Genomic DNA, 13147 nt, shown 5'->3' on the forward strand with positions numbered 1-13147 from the left:
GTTCGGTTCTACTGACGAACGGATGCCTCGTGAGGCCCGTTGCGCGTTCTTCCGAAGACTCCCCGGTGATGGCCGGATCGGCGTCGTTGCCGTCAAGACTACCGTGTCGGCCGAGTGCGGAGCATCCCGGGTGCGGGCGGGATCGAGCGGAAGGCCTCGCTGACGAGCGCGAGCAGGGCGCTCTCTGGGAGGTCGTGCAGCTTCGCCTCGTCGACGAGGTCGTGGATGGCGCTCGCGAGCGCACTCCGGCCGCCGATGCGGGTGGCGACCACGGCGCCACGGCCGCGGTGCAGCTCGATGAGCCCCTCGTCGCGGAGCACCTGGTAGCCCCGCAGCACCGTGTGCACGTTGACGCCGAGGTTCTCGGCGAGCCGTCGCGCCGCCGGGAGCCGCTCACCGCCGACGACCCGGCCGTCGACGATCGCGGCCCGAACGGCCGAGGCGAGCTGCTCGAACAGCGGCGTCGGGAGCGCCGGATCGATGCTGATGCGCATCACATCATCGTATTGTTCTATTTCAATGCGAACAACTTGCTTGTCCCTCCCTCGAAGCGCTGGAAGGATATCCCCGTGACCGCAGCAGCCCCCGTTCAGCCCGCCCCTGTCCCCACCACCTCCGTCCGGCGCGTCGCGTGGGCATCGATGGTCGGCACCTCCCTCGAGTCCTTCGACTTCTACCTCTTCGCCTACTTCTCCGCCTTCTTCATCGGCCCGCTGTTCTTCGACCCGCTCGGCGACTTCGGCGGCACGCTCGCCGCGTTCGCCACGGTCGGGGTGGCGTTCGTCGTGCGCCCGATCGGGGCCGCGATCTTCGGACACCTCGGCGACCGCGTCGGCCGGCGCGCCACGCTCCTGTGGACCGTCGGCATCATGGGCGTCGCCACGGGCCTGATCGGCTTCCTGCCCACCTACGCGCAGGCCGGATGGCTCGGCGCGGTGCTGCTCGTGATCCTCCGCGTCGCGCAGGGCCTGTCGCTCGGCGGCGAGTGGGGCGGATCCATCCTCCTGGCGAGCGAGCACGCCAGCCCGCTGAAACGCGCGTTCTACGCCGCGGTGCCGCAGCTCGGCTCCCCGGTGGGGTCGATCCTCTCGGCCGTGGTGTTCATCGTCATGACGCTCGTGCTCCCGGCCGAGGAGCTCGCGGCATGGGGCTGGCGCGTCCCGTTCCTGCTCGCGCTGCCGCTGCTCGCCGTCTCGCTCTACCTGCGCCTCACCATCGCCGAGACCCCGGTCTTCAAGGCCGTGGTCGCCGAGCGGCGCCGTGATCGCGTGCCGTTCGCGACCATGTTCGCGAAGCAGCCGCTCGCGCTTCTCGTGGCGTTCGGCGCGGCACTCCTCGGCATCGGCTCGTACTCGCTGATGAACACGTACACGATCAACTACGGCGTGACGACCCTCGGGTTCACGTTCCAGGACCTGCTCGTCGCGACCACGATCGGCGGGCTCCTGCAGCTCATCACGATCCCGCTGTTCGGTGCGTGGGCGAACCGCATCGGCTCAGCCCGGGTGGTGGCGTGGGGCGCCCTCGGCACGCTGCTCATCACGTTCCCCATGTACTGGCTGCTGCAGTTCGCGAGCTTCCCCGTGCTGGTGGGCACCATGATCGTCGGCGGCATCCTGCCGACCATGTCGTGGGCGGCCCTCGGCGGACTCATGAACGACCTCTTCGTCGACCACTACCGCTACTCGGCCCTCTCGGTCGCCTACGCGGTCGCGGCTGCGGTGAGCGGGTTCATCCCGCTCGTCACGACCCTCATCGGCGAGTCGAGCGGCTACGCGTGGTGGCACCCGGGGGTCGTGCTCGCGGCGCTCTCGCTCATCACCCTCGTGGCCGCCTGGGCGGCATCCCGGATGCACCACGCCCCCGAGGTGGGCGAGCTCGACGAGGCGGAACCCGAGCCGGCGAAGGCCTGACCGCCGAAGCCCCCTCCCGTCACCCGGAACGGGCATTGCCCACCGAGCCGCCGCGCCACTAGCATCGGGGCGACTCAGGAGGCACGATGAGCGACGATGCGACGCGGCCGGTGCCGCGAGAGCCTGCGACCGAGCGACTCGGCACGACGGGCTCGGCGGGCGGCCCTGCCGAGCCCGGCCGTTCCGATGACGGGCGCCGGCCGAACTGGCTCTGGGTGCTCGTCGGACTGCTCGCCTTCGCCGTCGTGGTGCTCCTGATCCTGCTCTTCCTGCGCCCGGCGCCGCCGGCCGGCGAGGCGACCGTCACGCCCACTCCGAGCCCGACGGCTTCGCCGACGCCGACGCCTGCACCCATCGAGCCGACCGTCGAGCCCGCTCCACCCACGTCGGAACCCGCGCCGCCACCCGTGACCGGCCCCGTCTTCACCTCCTTTGCGGTGGAGCCCGCGACCGCCGACTGCTCGGGCGGCGCGAGCTCGGTGCCGCTCGTGTTCAGCTGGGCGAGCGAGGATGCCACCGAGGCGTGGATCGGCGTCGGCACCACCGACGCACAGGCTGAACCGTACGAGTCGGTGCCGACCTCGGCGACGGGATACGCCAACCTCGCGTACCAGTGCTCCGAGGCGAGCCAGGTCTACACGGTCACGATCAGCGGCCCCTCCGGCGTCACCCATCACTCGGTGACGATCGAACGAGGGTGACGGCCGCCGACCGTGCCCGCCGGCCTGCCGGCGGGCCGCAGGGATGCGCCGCGCTGTCGTGCGTGCAGGCCGGTCCGGTAGTCTGGAGCGTCGCATACTCAGGCACCTCATCATGGACTCGGTGCCGCACATACCGAACCGGAGCATCATGACCGACACTGCCCGCATTCCCGACAAGCCCGCGCTCGAAGGTCTCGAAGCGAAGTGGGGCGGTGTCTGGGAGTCCGACGGCACCTACCGGTTCGACCGCGCCGGCGCCACCCGCGAGGCGATGTACTCCATCGACACGCCGCCGCCCACCGCGTCGGGGTCGCTGCACATCGGCCACGTCTTCTCGTACACGCACACCGACCTGGTGGCCCGGTACCGGCGCATGCGCGGGCGTTGCGTGTTCTACCCGATGGGCTGGGACGACAACGGCCTGCCCACCGAACGGCGCGTGCAGAACTACTACGGCGTGCGCTGCGACCCGTCGCTGCCCTACGAGCCCGACTTCACGCCGCCGTTCGAGGGCACCGAGGGCAAGACCATCAAGCCCGCCGACCAGGTGCCGATCAGCCGCCGCAACTTCATCGAGCTGTGCGAGCGCCTCACGGCAGAAGACGAGCAGCACTTCGAGGCGCTCTGGCGAACGCTCGGGCTCTCCGTCGACTGGACGCAGACCTACCGCACCATCGCCGACGAGGCGCTGTTCACGTCGCAGCTCGCCTTCATCCGCAACGTGGAGCGCGGTGAGGCGTACCAGGCGCTCGCGCCGACCCTCTGGGACGTGACGTTCCGCACCGCAGTCGCCCAGGCCGAACTGGAGGACCGCGAGCAGCCGGGTCATTACCACCGGGTGACCTTCCACCGTCCCGACGGCGGCACCGTCGAGATCGAGACGAGCCGCCCGGAGCTCATCCCCGCCTGCGTCGCCCTGGTGGCCCACCCCGACGACGAGCGGTACCAGCCGCTCTTCGGCACGACCGTGACGACGCCCGTCTTCGGCGTCGAAGTGCCCGTGGTGGCCCACCACCTCGCCCAGAAGGAAAAGGGCACCGGCATCGCCATGATCTGCACCTTCGGCGACGTCACCGACGTGGTGTGGTGGCGCGAGCTCGACCTGCCGAACCGGGCGATCATCGGATTCGACGGCCGCATCATCGCCGAGGCGCCCGACGCGATCACCTCGGAGGCCGGGCGTGCCGCGTTCGCCGAACTCGCCGGCAAGACGGCGTATTCCGCCAAGCAGGCCGTGGTCGAGCAGCTCCGCGCCTCGGGCGACCTCCTCGGCGACCCCAAGCCCATCACGCACCCCGTGAAGTTCTACGAGAAGGGCGACCGGCCCCTCGAGATCGTCTCGACGCGACAGTGGTACATCGTGAACGGCGCGCGCGACGAGGCGCTCCGTGAGCGCCTCGTCGCGCGCGGCCGCGAGATCGACTGGCACCCCGACTTCATGCGGGTGCGCTACGAGAACTGGGTCGGCGGCCTCTCCGGCGACTGGCTCATCTCGCGCCAGCGCTTCTTCGGCGTGCCGATCCCCGTGTGGTACCCGCTCGATGCCGACGGCGACCCGGTGCACGACGAGCCCATCATCGCCACGCGCGAGATGCTGCCCGTCGACCCGTCGTCGACGACGGCGCCCGGCTACGACGAAGCCCAGCGCGGCGTCCCCGGCGGCTTCGTCGGCGAGCACGACATCATGGACACGTGGGCGACCTCCTCGCTCACTCCGCAGCTCGCGGGCGGCTGGGAGCGCGACCCCGAGCTCTTCGACCTCGTGTTCCCCTACTCGCTGCGCCCCCAGGGGCAGGACATCATCCGCACCTGGCTGTTCTCGACGGCGCTGCGCGCCGAACTCGAGCACGGGACGGTCCCATGGACGAACGCGGCCGTCTCCGGCTTCATCGTCGACCCCGACCGCAAGAAGATGTCGAAGTCGAAGGGCAACGTCGTGACCCCGGCGGGCCTGCTCGAGCAACACGGCTCCGATGCGGTGCGCTACTGGGCGGCATCCTCACGACTCGGCACCGACGCCGCCTTCGACCCCCAGAACCCCACGCAGGTGAAGATCGGCCGCCGGCTCGCGATCAAGGTGCTGAACGCGGCGAAGTTCATCCTCGGATTCGAGGGCCGCGCGGATGCCCCGGTCAGCGTGCCCGTCGACCGCAGCATGCTCGCCGGGCTCGCCGACGTCGTGGCGAGCGCGACCCGCGCGTACGAGGCGTACGACCACGCGCGCGCCCTGGAGGTCACGGAGACCTTCTTCTGGACGTTCTGCGACGACTACCTCGAGCTGGTCAAGGAGCGCGCATACGGCGAGCCGAGCCCCGAGCAGGCCTCGGCCGTCGCCGCGCTGAAGACGGCGCTCGGGGTGCTGTTGCGGCTCTTCGCGCCCGTCATCCCGTTCGCCACCGAGGAGGCCTGGCGCTGGTCCCACGACGGCTCGGTGCACGTGGCCCCGTGGCCCGAGGTCGACGAGCTCGCCGCGCGCGGCGAGGCGGGGGTCGAGCTGCTCGAGCTCACGAGCCTCGCGCTCACGGGCATCCGTCGTGCGAAGACCGATGCCAAGGCCTCGCAGAAGACGCCCGTGGCGAGCGCCGTGATCGCGGCCCCGACCACGGCGATCGCCCTGCTCTCGTCGGCGGCGTCCGACCTCCGCGCCGTCGGGCGCATCACCGAGCTCGGCTTCGCCGAGGCCGACGAGTTCGGAGTCCGCGACATCATGCTCGAGGCACCGTAAAGGGGAACACGATGGCACACGAGATCCGCATGGCGGGCGACGACGACTTCTTCGGCTGGTTGCCGCTGTTCGCCGCGTACTGCGACTTCTACGAGACCGAGCTCGACGACGCGAAGGCGCTCATCGTGTGGACGTGGATCCGTGACGAGAGCGACCCGCTGCAGGCGGCGCTCGCCGTCGACGACGAGGGCACGCCCGTGGGCCTCGCCCAGTACCGGGTGGTGCCCGACACGCTGCGCGCCACTCGAGGGATCTTCCTCGACGACCTCTACGTGAACGAGGATGCACGCGGCAACGGCGTTGGGCGCTCGCTCATCGAGTTCGTGCACGCGCGATCGCTCGACGTCGGCGCCGGCGGGGTGAGCTGGATCACCGCGGCCGACAACGTCGACGCGCAGCGCCTGTACGACGACCTGGCGCGGCGCACGAGCTGGGTGATGTACGAGATGGAGGCCTGATGCGACTCGGTACGCGTTGGGAGTTCGGCGCCGAGCCCCCGGCATCGGTTCCCGCCGACCTGCGCCCGCGCATCGCCGCGGCCGAGGCGGCGCACCCCGGCCCCGCTCAGGGCCGGCACTGGACGCTCACGTGGCTCGAGGGCCGTCCCATCGTCGAGCTCGACGACGGGACCCGCATCAGCGACGCGATCGTCGACGCGCACGACGCCGACGAGGATTGGTGATCACGCCCGGGCGATGACCTCGCCGTGCGGCATGAGCAGCCAGCCGTCCTCGTCGGCCGCCCAGTCGCGCCACGCCGCCGCGATGCGTTCGAGTTCGTCGCGGTTCGAGTGTCCGGCCTCGATCGCATGGGCCGCGAACTGCGACCGGGTCGCCCGTTCCGCCCACGCGCCGCCCCACCATTCGCGCTCGAGGTCACTCGAGAACACCCAGGTCGATCCGCTCGCCTCGAGGTGCGCGAAGCCGGCCTCGCGCACCCAACGCTTGAGGTGACGGCCCGCGTCGGGTTCGCCGCCGTTGCCCGCGTGCACGTCGTGGTAGAGCTCGAGCCAACGCGTGAGCCCAGGTGACGCCGGGCTCCAGAGCACGCCGCCGTAATCGACGTCTCGAACGGCGAGCAGTCCACCGGGCTTCAGCACCCGACGGAACTCGCGGAGCGCGTCGATCGGCCTGCCGAGGTGCTGCAGTACCTGGTGCGCATGCACGAGGTCGAAGGAGTCCTCGGCGAAGGGCAGCGCGTACGCGTCGCCGACGCGGAACTCGACGTTGTCCGCTCGCTGGCTCGCGGCGAGGCCCGCTGCCCGCTCGACGACGTCGGCGGCGGCATCGATGCCCACCACGAATCCCGGTCGCACCCGTCTGGCGAGGTCGACCGTGATGGTGCCGGGCCCGCTGCCGACGTCGAGCACCCGCATGCCCTCGCGGAGGTGCGGCGCGAGGTACGCTGCGGAGTTCTCGACGGTGCGCCACGAGTGCGAGCGAAGCACGCTCTCGTGGTGCCCGTGCGTATACGACTCGGCGCGCGGGATCTCGATGGACTCGTCCTCGGGCTGCATGGTCCGAGCCTACGACCGCGGCCGCTCCGGCGCTGACGACTGTGGGACCGACGTCCTATCGTGGTCGGGTGACCGCACCGTCGAACCCGTTCCTCGAGCCCAGTCCGCTCCCCTACCGACTCCCGCTGTTCGCGCTCATCCGGCCCGAGCACTACCGGAGCGCGATCGAGGCGGGCATGGTCGAGCAGCGTTCCGAGGTCGAGGCCATCGCCACCGACGCGGCCGCGCCCACGTTCGACAACACGCTCGTCGCGCTCGAGCGCTCCGGTGCGCTGCTGCGGCGAGTGCTGCCCGTGTTCGAGAATGCCGGCTCGTCGGACTCGAACGCCGACATCGACGCGCTCGAGACCGAGTTCGCTCCCCGGCTCGCGACCCACCGGGATGCGATCCGGCTCGATCCCCGCCTCTTCGCCCGCATCGACGTCCTGTACACGGCGCGAGACGAGCTGGGACTCGACCCCGACCAGGCGTACCTCCTCGAACGCGTGCACCGCGATGCGGTGCTGGCGGGCGCCGCACTCGACCCTTCGGCGCGCGCGCGGCTGACCGCGCTCAACGAGAGGCTCTCCTCGCTCACGACCGCCTTCCAGCAGCACCTCCTCGCCGACACCAACGACCTCGCGGTGCACCTCACCGAGGAGGCCGAGCTTGAGGGCCTCGACGCCGGTGCGCGCTCCGCCGCGCGGCAGGCGGCCGCCTCGCGCGGCCTGCCCGGCTGGCTCATCACGCTCGTGCTGCCCACCGGGCAGCCGGCTCTCGCCGTGCTCGAGCGACCCGACGTGCGCGATCGCGTCCTGACGGCGTCACGAACCCGCGGATGCCGCGGCGGACCGCACGACACCCGGGCCACGCTCCTCGAGATCGTGCGCCTCCGCGCCGAGCGGGCCCGCCTCCTCGGCTTCGCCGACCACGCCTCGGCGGTCGCCGCGGGCGAGACCGCCGGTTCGCCGGACGCCGTCGCCGCACTCCTCGACTCGCTCGTGGCACCGACGATGCGCAACGTCGAGCGGGAGGCGGCCGAGCTCGCGGAGCGAGCCGACCGCGCCGGGGCCCGTCGGCCCGAGGCATCCGACTGGGTGTACCTCGCCGAGCAGGTGCGCGCCGAGCGCCACCGACTCGACCTTCGCGAGATCCGACCGTACCTCGAGCTCGATCGGGTGCTCGTCGGCGGCGTCTTCCGCGCCGCCACCCTGCTCTACGGCCTGCGGTTCGCCGAGCGGCGCGATCTCGTGGCGCACCACCCGGATGCGCGGGTCTTCGAGGTGTTCGACGAGGATGACGCGCCCGTCGGGCTCTACCTCCTCGACGCGTACACGCGTGATGCGAAGCGCGGTGGCGCGTGGATGAGCTCGCTGGTCGAGCAGTCAGAGCTCGAGGGCACCCTCCCGGTGGTGGTGAACCACCTCAACGTGCCGAAGCCGGGAGCCGGCGAGCCGACCCTGCTCACCGTCGACGAGACCGAGACCCTGTTCCACGAGTTCGGTCACGCCCTGCACGGCCTCCTCGCACGGGTGCGCTACCCGTCGCAGGCCGGCACCAACGTGTACCGCGACTTCGTCGAGTTCCCGAGCCAGGTCAACGAGCTGTGGATGCTCAGGCCCGAGATCGTCGACGGCTACGCCGTGCACCACCGGACGGGCGAGCGGATGCCGCAGCAGCTCGTCGACCGGCTCATCGTCTCGCGCACCTTCAATGCCGGCTTCACCATGGCCGAGTACCTCGCGTCGGCCGTGCTCGACCAGGCATGGCATCGCCTCACCGAGGAGGAGGCCGCGGCCATCGACGACGTCGCCGCGTTCGAGCGGCGCACGCTCGCGGCGGCCGGGCTCCACCACGACCTGGTGCCACCGCGCTACTCGAGCACCTACTTCGCCCACGCGTTCGCCGGTGGCTACGACGCCGGGTACTACTCGTACATCTGGAGCGACGTGCCGGGCGCCGACGCCGTCGAGTGGTTCGAGCGGCACGGCGGTGCGACGCGCGAGAACGGCGAGCGGTTCCGCCGGATGCTCCTCGAGCCCGGCGACAGCGTCGATCCGCTCGAGGCGTTCCGCGCCTTCCGCGGACGCGATGCCGACGTCGAGCCGCTGCTCAGGCGGAACGGGCTCCTCGATCGCTGAGACGACGGATGCCCCTGCCCTTCGACAGGCTCAGGGAGTCAGATCGCGAACCCGAGGGCGCGCATCATGTCCCGGCCGTCGTCGGTGATGCGTTCGGGACCCCACGGCGGCATCCACACCCAGTTGATGCGGAACGCGTCGACGACGCCGTCGAGTGCCTCTGCCGTCTGCTCCTCGATGACGTCGGTGAGGGGGCATCCGGCGCTCGTGAGCGTCATGTGGATGATCAGGGCGTCGTTCTCGTCATCCCAGCCGAGGTCGTAGATGAGCCCGAGATCGACGATGTTCACGCCGAGTTCGGGGTCCATGACGTCCTTGAGCGCCTCTGAGACCTCGTCGTAGCGCTCGGGAGCCAGTGAGGTGACCATGGGTTCAGTCTACTTCGCGGCAGACTCGAGGTAGCGGTCGTAACCCTCTTCCTCGAGACGCTCGGCGAGCTCGGGACCGCCCTGCTCGGCGATCTTCCCGGCCACGAACACGTGCACGAAGTCGGGGTGGATGTAGCGCAGGATCCGGGTGTAGTGCGTGATCAGCAGGATGCCGAGGCCGGTGTTCTCCTTGGCGCGGTTGACACCCTCGGAGACGATCTTCAGCGCGTCGACGTCGAGGCCGGAGTCGGTCTCGTCGAGCACGGCGAACCGCGGCTTCAGGAGCTCGAGCTGCAGGATCTCGTTGCGCTTCTTCTCGCCGCCCGAGAAGCCCTCGTTGACGTTGCGCTCGGCGAAGTTCGAGTCCATGCGGAGGTTCGACATGGAGGTGCGAACGTCCTTGACCCAGGTGCGGACCGAGGGTGCGGCGCCGTCGATCGCGGTCTTCGCGGTGCGCAGGAAGTTCGTGACCGTGACGCCGGGGATCTCGACGGGGTACTGCATCGCGAGGAAGAGACCCGCGCGGGCTCGCTCGTCGACCGTCATGTCGAGCACGTTCTCGCCGTCGAGGAGGATCTCGCCCTCGGTGACCTTGTACTTGGGGTGACCGGCGATCGTGTAGGCGAGCGTCGACTTGCCGGAGCCGTTGGGGCCCATGACGGCGTGGATCTCACCCTCGTTGATGACGAGGTCGACGCCGCGCAGGATCTCACGGGTGCCCTGATCGGTCTCGACGTTGACGTGCAGGTTCTTGATCTCGAGTACGGACATGGTGATGGTTGATCTCTTTCGGTTGCCGGCCGTGCGCTGACCGGAGCGGATGAATCAGACGGCCAGCTTGACCGTGGGGTCGATGTGGACGTCGCCGTCCTTGAGCTCGACCTGGTAGACCGGGACGGGCTCGTACGCGGGAAGCGTGAGCGGCTTGCCCGTCTTCAGGGAGAACTTGGAGCCGTGGGCCCAGCACTCGAGCGTGTCGTCCTCGACGAATCCCTCGGAGAGGGAGATGTCGCCGTGGGTGCAGGTGTCGCCGATGGCGTAGATCTCGCCGGCGGCATCTTTCACGACCGCGATCGGCACGCCGTCGAGGACGAAGCGCGCCGCCTCGTTCACGCCGAGGTCGTCGATCGCGCAGACACGTACGGATGCCACGTCAGCTCCCCTGCAGCTCGGCCTCGAGCGCGACGTTCAGTCGCTCCTCGAGCTCGGGCGAGCCGATCTTCTGGACGATCTCGGTGAGGAACCCGCGGACCACGAGGCGGCGCGCCTCCGCTTCGGGAATCCCGCGCGCCATGAGGTAGAACAGCTGCTCGTCGTCGAAACGACCGGTCGCGCTCGCGTGCCCCGCCCCCTCGATGTCGCCGGTCTCGATCTCGAGATTCGGCACCGAATCGGCGCGAGTGCCGTCGGTGAGCACGAGGTTGCGGTTCTGCTCGTAGCTGTCGGTACCGACGGCGGAGTTGCCGATGAGCACGTCGCCGATCCACACGGTGCGCGCGCCCTCGCCCTGCAGCGCACCCTTGTAGGTCACGCGCGAACGGGTGTGCGGGGCGTCGTGGTGCACGAAGACCTGCTGCTCGAGGTGCTGTCCGGCGTCGGCGAAGTAGAGCCCGAGCGCTTCGACGTCGGAGCCCTGCTCGGCGAGGTGCGTCGACGGGTTCACCCGCACGACCCTGCCGCCGAGCGAGACGACGATGTGCTTGAGGAACGAGTCGCGGCCGAGGCGCGCGAAGTGGCTCGCGAGGTGCACCGCGTCGTCGCTCCACTCCTGGAGGGAGACGACGGTGAGGGATGCGCCTTCGCCGACCACGATCTCGACGTTCTCGCTGAGGCGCGCGTCGCCCGCGCCGCGGAGCACGACGAGGCCGCGGCTGTTGGGGGCGGCTTCGATCACGGTGTGCGCGGCGCGCGGCGTCGCGCCGAGTCCGTCGCGGGTGACGGTGACGGTCTTCTCGTCTTCGCCGGTGACGGTGACGAGCAGCGCCTCGTCGAAGGAGCTCCACGCGTTGGCGGCGGCACGCTCCTCGGGGACTCCGGCCCTGCCGATGCGGGCGTCGTCGCGGGGAATCCACGAGACGTCGACGCCCGCGACATCCGGCGCCTCCACCTCGACGCGCGAGCCGTCGAGTTCGCCGGAGGTGAGGTCCGCGAAGACCGCGACCGGTGAGTACTTCCACTCGTGCTCGCGGCCGTTCACCGGCTCGAAGTCGTCGACGTTCACCGAGCGGAACCGCTCGGAGCGCGTCTGCACGGGCACGAAGGCGCCGTCGGAGTGGGGTCGGAAGCCGTGCTGCTCGGCGGTGGGCATGGCGGTGCTCTGCATGGTGTCGGTCATCTCCTAGCCGACCGATCCTTCCATGCCCATCTCGATGAGCTTGTTGAGTTCCATCGCGTATTCCATCGGCAGTTCGCGCGCGATGGGCTCGATGAACCCGCGCACGATCATCGCCATGGCCTCGTCTTCGGGGATCCCGCGCGACATGAGGTAGAACAGCTGCTCCTCGCTCACCTTCGAGACGGTCGCCTCGTGGCCGAGGTGCACGTCGTCGACCCGGATGTCGATGGCCGGGTAGGTGTCGGAGCGTGAGATGGTGTCGACGAGCAGCGCGTCGCAGCGCACCGTGTTCGCCGCATGGTGGGCGTTCGCGTCGACCCTCACCTCGCCGCGGTACCCGGCACGGCCGCCGCCGCGGGCGATCGACTTCGAGACGATCGAGGACTGCGTGTACGGCGCCATGTGGATCATCTTCGCGCCGGCGTCCTGGTGCTGGCCCGGGCCGGCGAAGGCGACCGAGAGCGTCTCGCCCTTGGCGTGCTCGCCCATGAGGAAGATCGACGGGTACTTCATCGTGACCTTCGAGCCGATGTTGCCGTCGACCCACTCCATGGTGGCGCCCTCGGCGGCGGTGGCGCGCTTGGTCACCAGGTTGTACACGTTGTTCGACCAGTTCTGGATCGTCGTGTAGCGCACACGGGCGTTCTTCTTCACGATGATCTCGACCACCGCGGAGTGCAGCGAGTCGCTCTTGTAGATCGGGGCGGTGCAGCCCTCGATGTAGTGCACGTAGCTGCCCTCGTCGGCGATGATCAGCGTGCGCTCGAACTGGCCCATGTTCTCGGTGTTGATGCGGAAGTAGGCCTGCAACGGGATCTCGACGTGCACGCCCTTCGGCACGTAGACGAAGGAGCCGCCCGACCAGACCGACGTGTTGAGCGCCGCGAACTTGTTGTCGCCGGCCGGGATGACCGTGCCGAAGTACTCCTCGAAGAACTCGGGATGCTCCTTCAGCGCCGTATCGGTGTCCATGAAGATGACACCCTGGCGCTCGAGCTCCTCGTTGATCTGGTGGTAGACCACCTCGGACTCGTACTGGGCGGCGACGCCGGCGACGAGGCGCTGGCGCTCGGCCTCGGGGATGCCGAGGCGCTCGTAGGTGTTCTTGATGTCGTCTGGCAGGTCTTCCCAGGTCTGGGCCTGCTTCTCGGTGGAACGGACGAAGTACTTGATGTTGTCGAAGTCGATCTCGGAGAGGTCTGCGCCCCACGTCGGCATGGGCTTGCGCTCGAACAGCTGCAGCGCGCGAAGGCGGCGCTGGAGCATCCATTCGGGCTCGTCCTTCAGCCTGGAGATGTCGGCGACCACCTCCTGCGACAACCCGCGCCGGGCCGAGGCCCCCGCGACGTCGGAATCGGCCCAGCCGAACTCGTACTTGCCGAGTCCTTCCAGTTCTGGGCGGTCGATCAGTACATCCGTCATGCTCTCCCTCTTCTCCTCCCGTGCGACCGGCTATCAGTCCGGCTCAT

Annotated in this window: 13 protein-coding genes; 6 read left to right on the forward strand and 7 right to left on the reverse strand. The window is 69.7% G+C overall.

All coding sequences use genetic code 11. From position 1 onward, the window contains the following. Positions 1-98 precede the first annotated feature (98 nt). Positions 99-494: a GntR family transcriptional regulator gene (locus ACVFI9_RS10985; protein ID WP_474762265.1), complete on the reverse strand. Its 396-nt coding sequence runs from the start codon at positions 492-494 to the stop codon at positions 99-101. 75 nt (positions 495-569) lie between these two features. Here ACVFI9_RS10985 and ACVFI9_RS10990 point away from each other — a divergent pair, with 75 nt between their 5' ends. The 5 genes from ACVFI9_RS10990 (at position 570) to ACVFI9_RS11010 (ending at position 6021) form a co-directional block, all read left to right on the forward strand. Continuing rightward, entirely contained in the window at positions 570-1913 is a 1344-nt protein-coding gene (locus ACVFI9_RS10990) for an MFS transporter (protein ID WP_474762266.1), read from the forward strand. Between the two features lie 86 nt (positions 1914-1999). Then, complete coding sequence (locus ACVFI9_RS10995) at positions 2000-2614, forward strand: hypothetical protein (RefSeq protein WP_474762267.1); 615 nt, start codon at positions 2000-2002, stop codon at positions 2612-2614. Between the two features lie 148 nt (positions 2615-2762). Next, a complete protein-coding gene (valS, locus tag ACVFI9_RS11000) occupies positions 2763-5339 on the forward strand; it encodes a valine--tRNA ligase (protein WP_474762268.1) in 2577 nt (858 codons plus the stop codon). An 11-nt stretch (positions 5340-5350) separates the two neighbouring features. Beyond that, positions 5351-5797 carry a GNAT family N-acetyltransferase gene (locus ACVFI9_RS11005; RefSeq protein ID WP_474762269.1) on the forward strand — a complete coding sequence of 149 codons (447 nt, stop codon included), beginning with the start codon at positions 5351-5353 and terminating at the stop codon, positions 5795-5797. Further along, a complete protein-coding gene (locus ACVFI9_RS11010) occupies positions 5797-6021 on the forward strand; it encodes a hypothetical protein (protein ID WP_474762270.1) in 225 nt (74 codons plus the stop codon). The genes ACVFI9_RS11005 and ACVFI9_RS11010 overlap by 1 nt, the downstream gene beginning before the upstream one ends. On the opposite strand, the gene ACVFI9_RS11015 is transcribed toward ACVFI9_RS11010, so the two are convergent. After that, complete coding sequence (locus ACVFI9_RS11015) at positions 6022-6855, reverse strand: class I SAM-dependent methyltransferase (protein WP_474762271.1); 834 nt, start codon at positions 6853-6855, stop codon at positions 6022-6024. A 68-nt stretch (positions 6856-6923) separates the two neighbouring features. On the opposite strand from ACVFI9_RS11015, the gene ACVFI9_RS11020 reads away from it, so the two are divergent. Beyond that, positions 6924-8975 carry a M3 family metallopeptidase gene (locus ACVFI9_RS11020; protein WP_474762272.1) on the forward strand — a complete coding sequence of 684 codons (2052 nt, stop codon included), beginning with the start codon at positions 6924-6926 and terminating at the stop codon, positions 8973-8975. Positions 8976-9013: 38 nt separating this feature from the next. Here the strand turns inward: ACVFI9_RS11020 and ACVFI9_RS11025 are convergent, their stop codons facing one another. From ACVFI9_RS11025 to sufB, 5 genes are read right to left on the reverse strand one after another with little or no spacing between them, the layout of a single operon-like run. Then, entirely contained in the window at positions 9014-9343 is a 330-nt protein-coding gene (locus ACVFI9_RS11025) for a metal-sulfur cluster assembly factor (RefSeq protein WP_474762273.1), read from the reverse strand. A 9-nt stretch (positions 9344-9352) separates the two neighbouring features. Further along, complete coding sequence (gene sufC, locus ACVFI9_RS11030; RefSeq protein ID WP_474762274.1) at positions 9353-10114, reverse strand: Fe-S cluster assembly ATPase SufC; 762 nt, start codon at positions 10112-10114, stop codon at positions 9353-9355. 54 nt (positions 10115-10168) lie between these two features. Continuing rightward, on the reverse strand, positions 10169-10495 hold the full coding sequence (locus ACVFI9_RS11035; RefSeq protein WP_474762275.1) for a non-heme iron oxygenase ferredoxin subunit: 327 nt from the start codon (positions 10493-10495) through the stop codon (positions 10169-10171). 1 nt (position 10496) lies between these two features. Next, positions 10497-11678 carry a Fe-S cluster assembly protein SufD gene (sufD, locus tag ACVFI9_RS11040; RefSeq protein WP_474762276.1) on the reverse strand — a complete coding sequence of 394 codons (1182 nt, stop codon included), beginning with the start codon at positions 11676-11678 and terminating at the stop codon, positions 10497-10499. Between the two features lie 3 nt (positions 11679-11681). After that, on the reverse strand, positions 11682-13100 hold the full coding sequence (sufB, locus tag ACVFI9_RS11045; RefSeq protein WP_474762277.1) for a Fe-S cluster assembly protein SufB: 1419 nt from the start codon (positions 13098-13100) through the stop codon (positions 11682-11684). Positions 13101-13147: the final 47 nt, after the last annotated feature.

The organism is Agromyces sp. NSFZ, assembly GCF_056156205.1.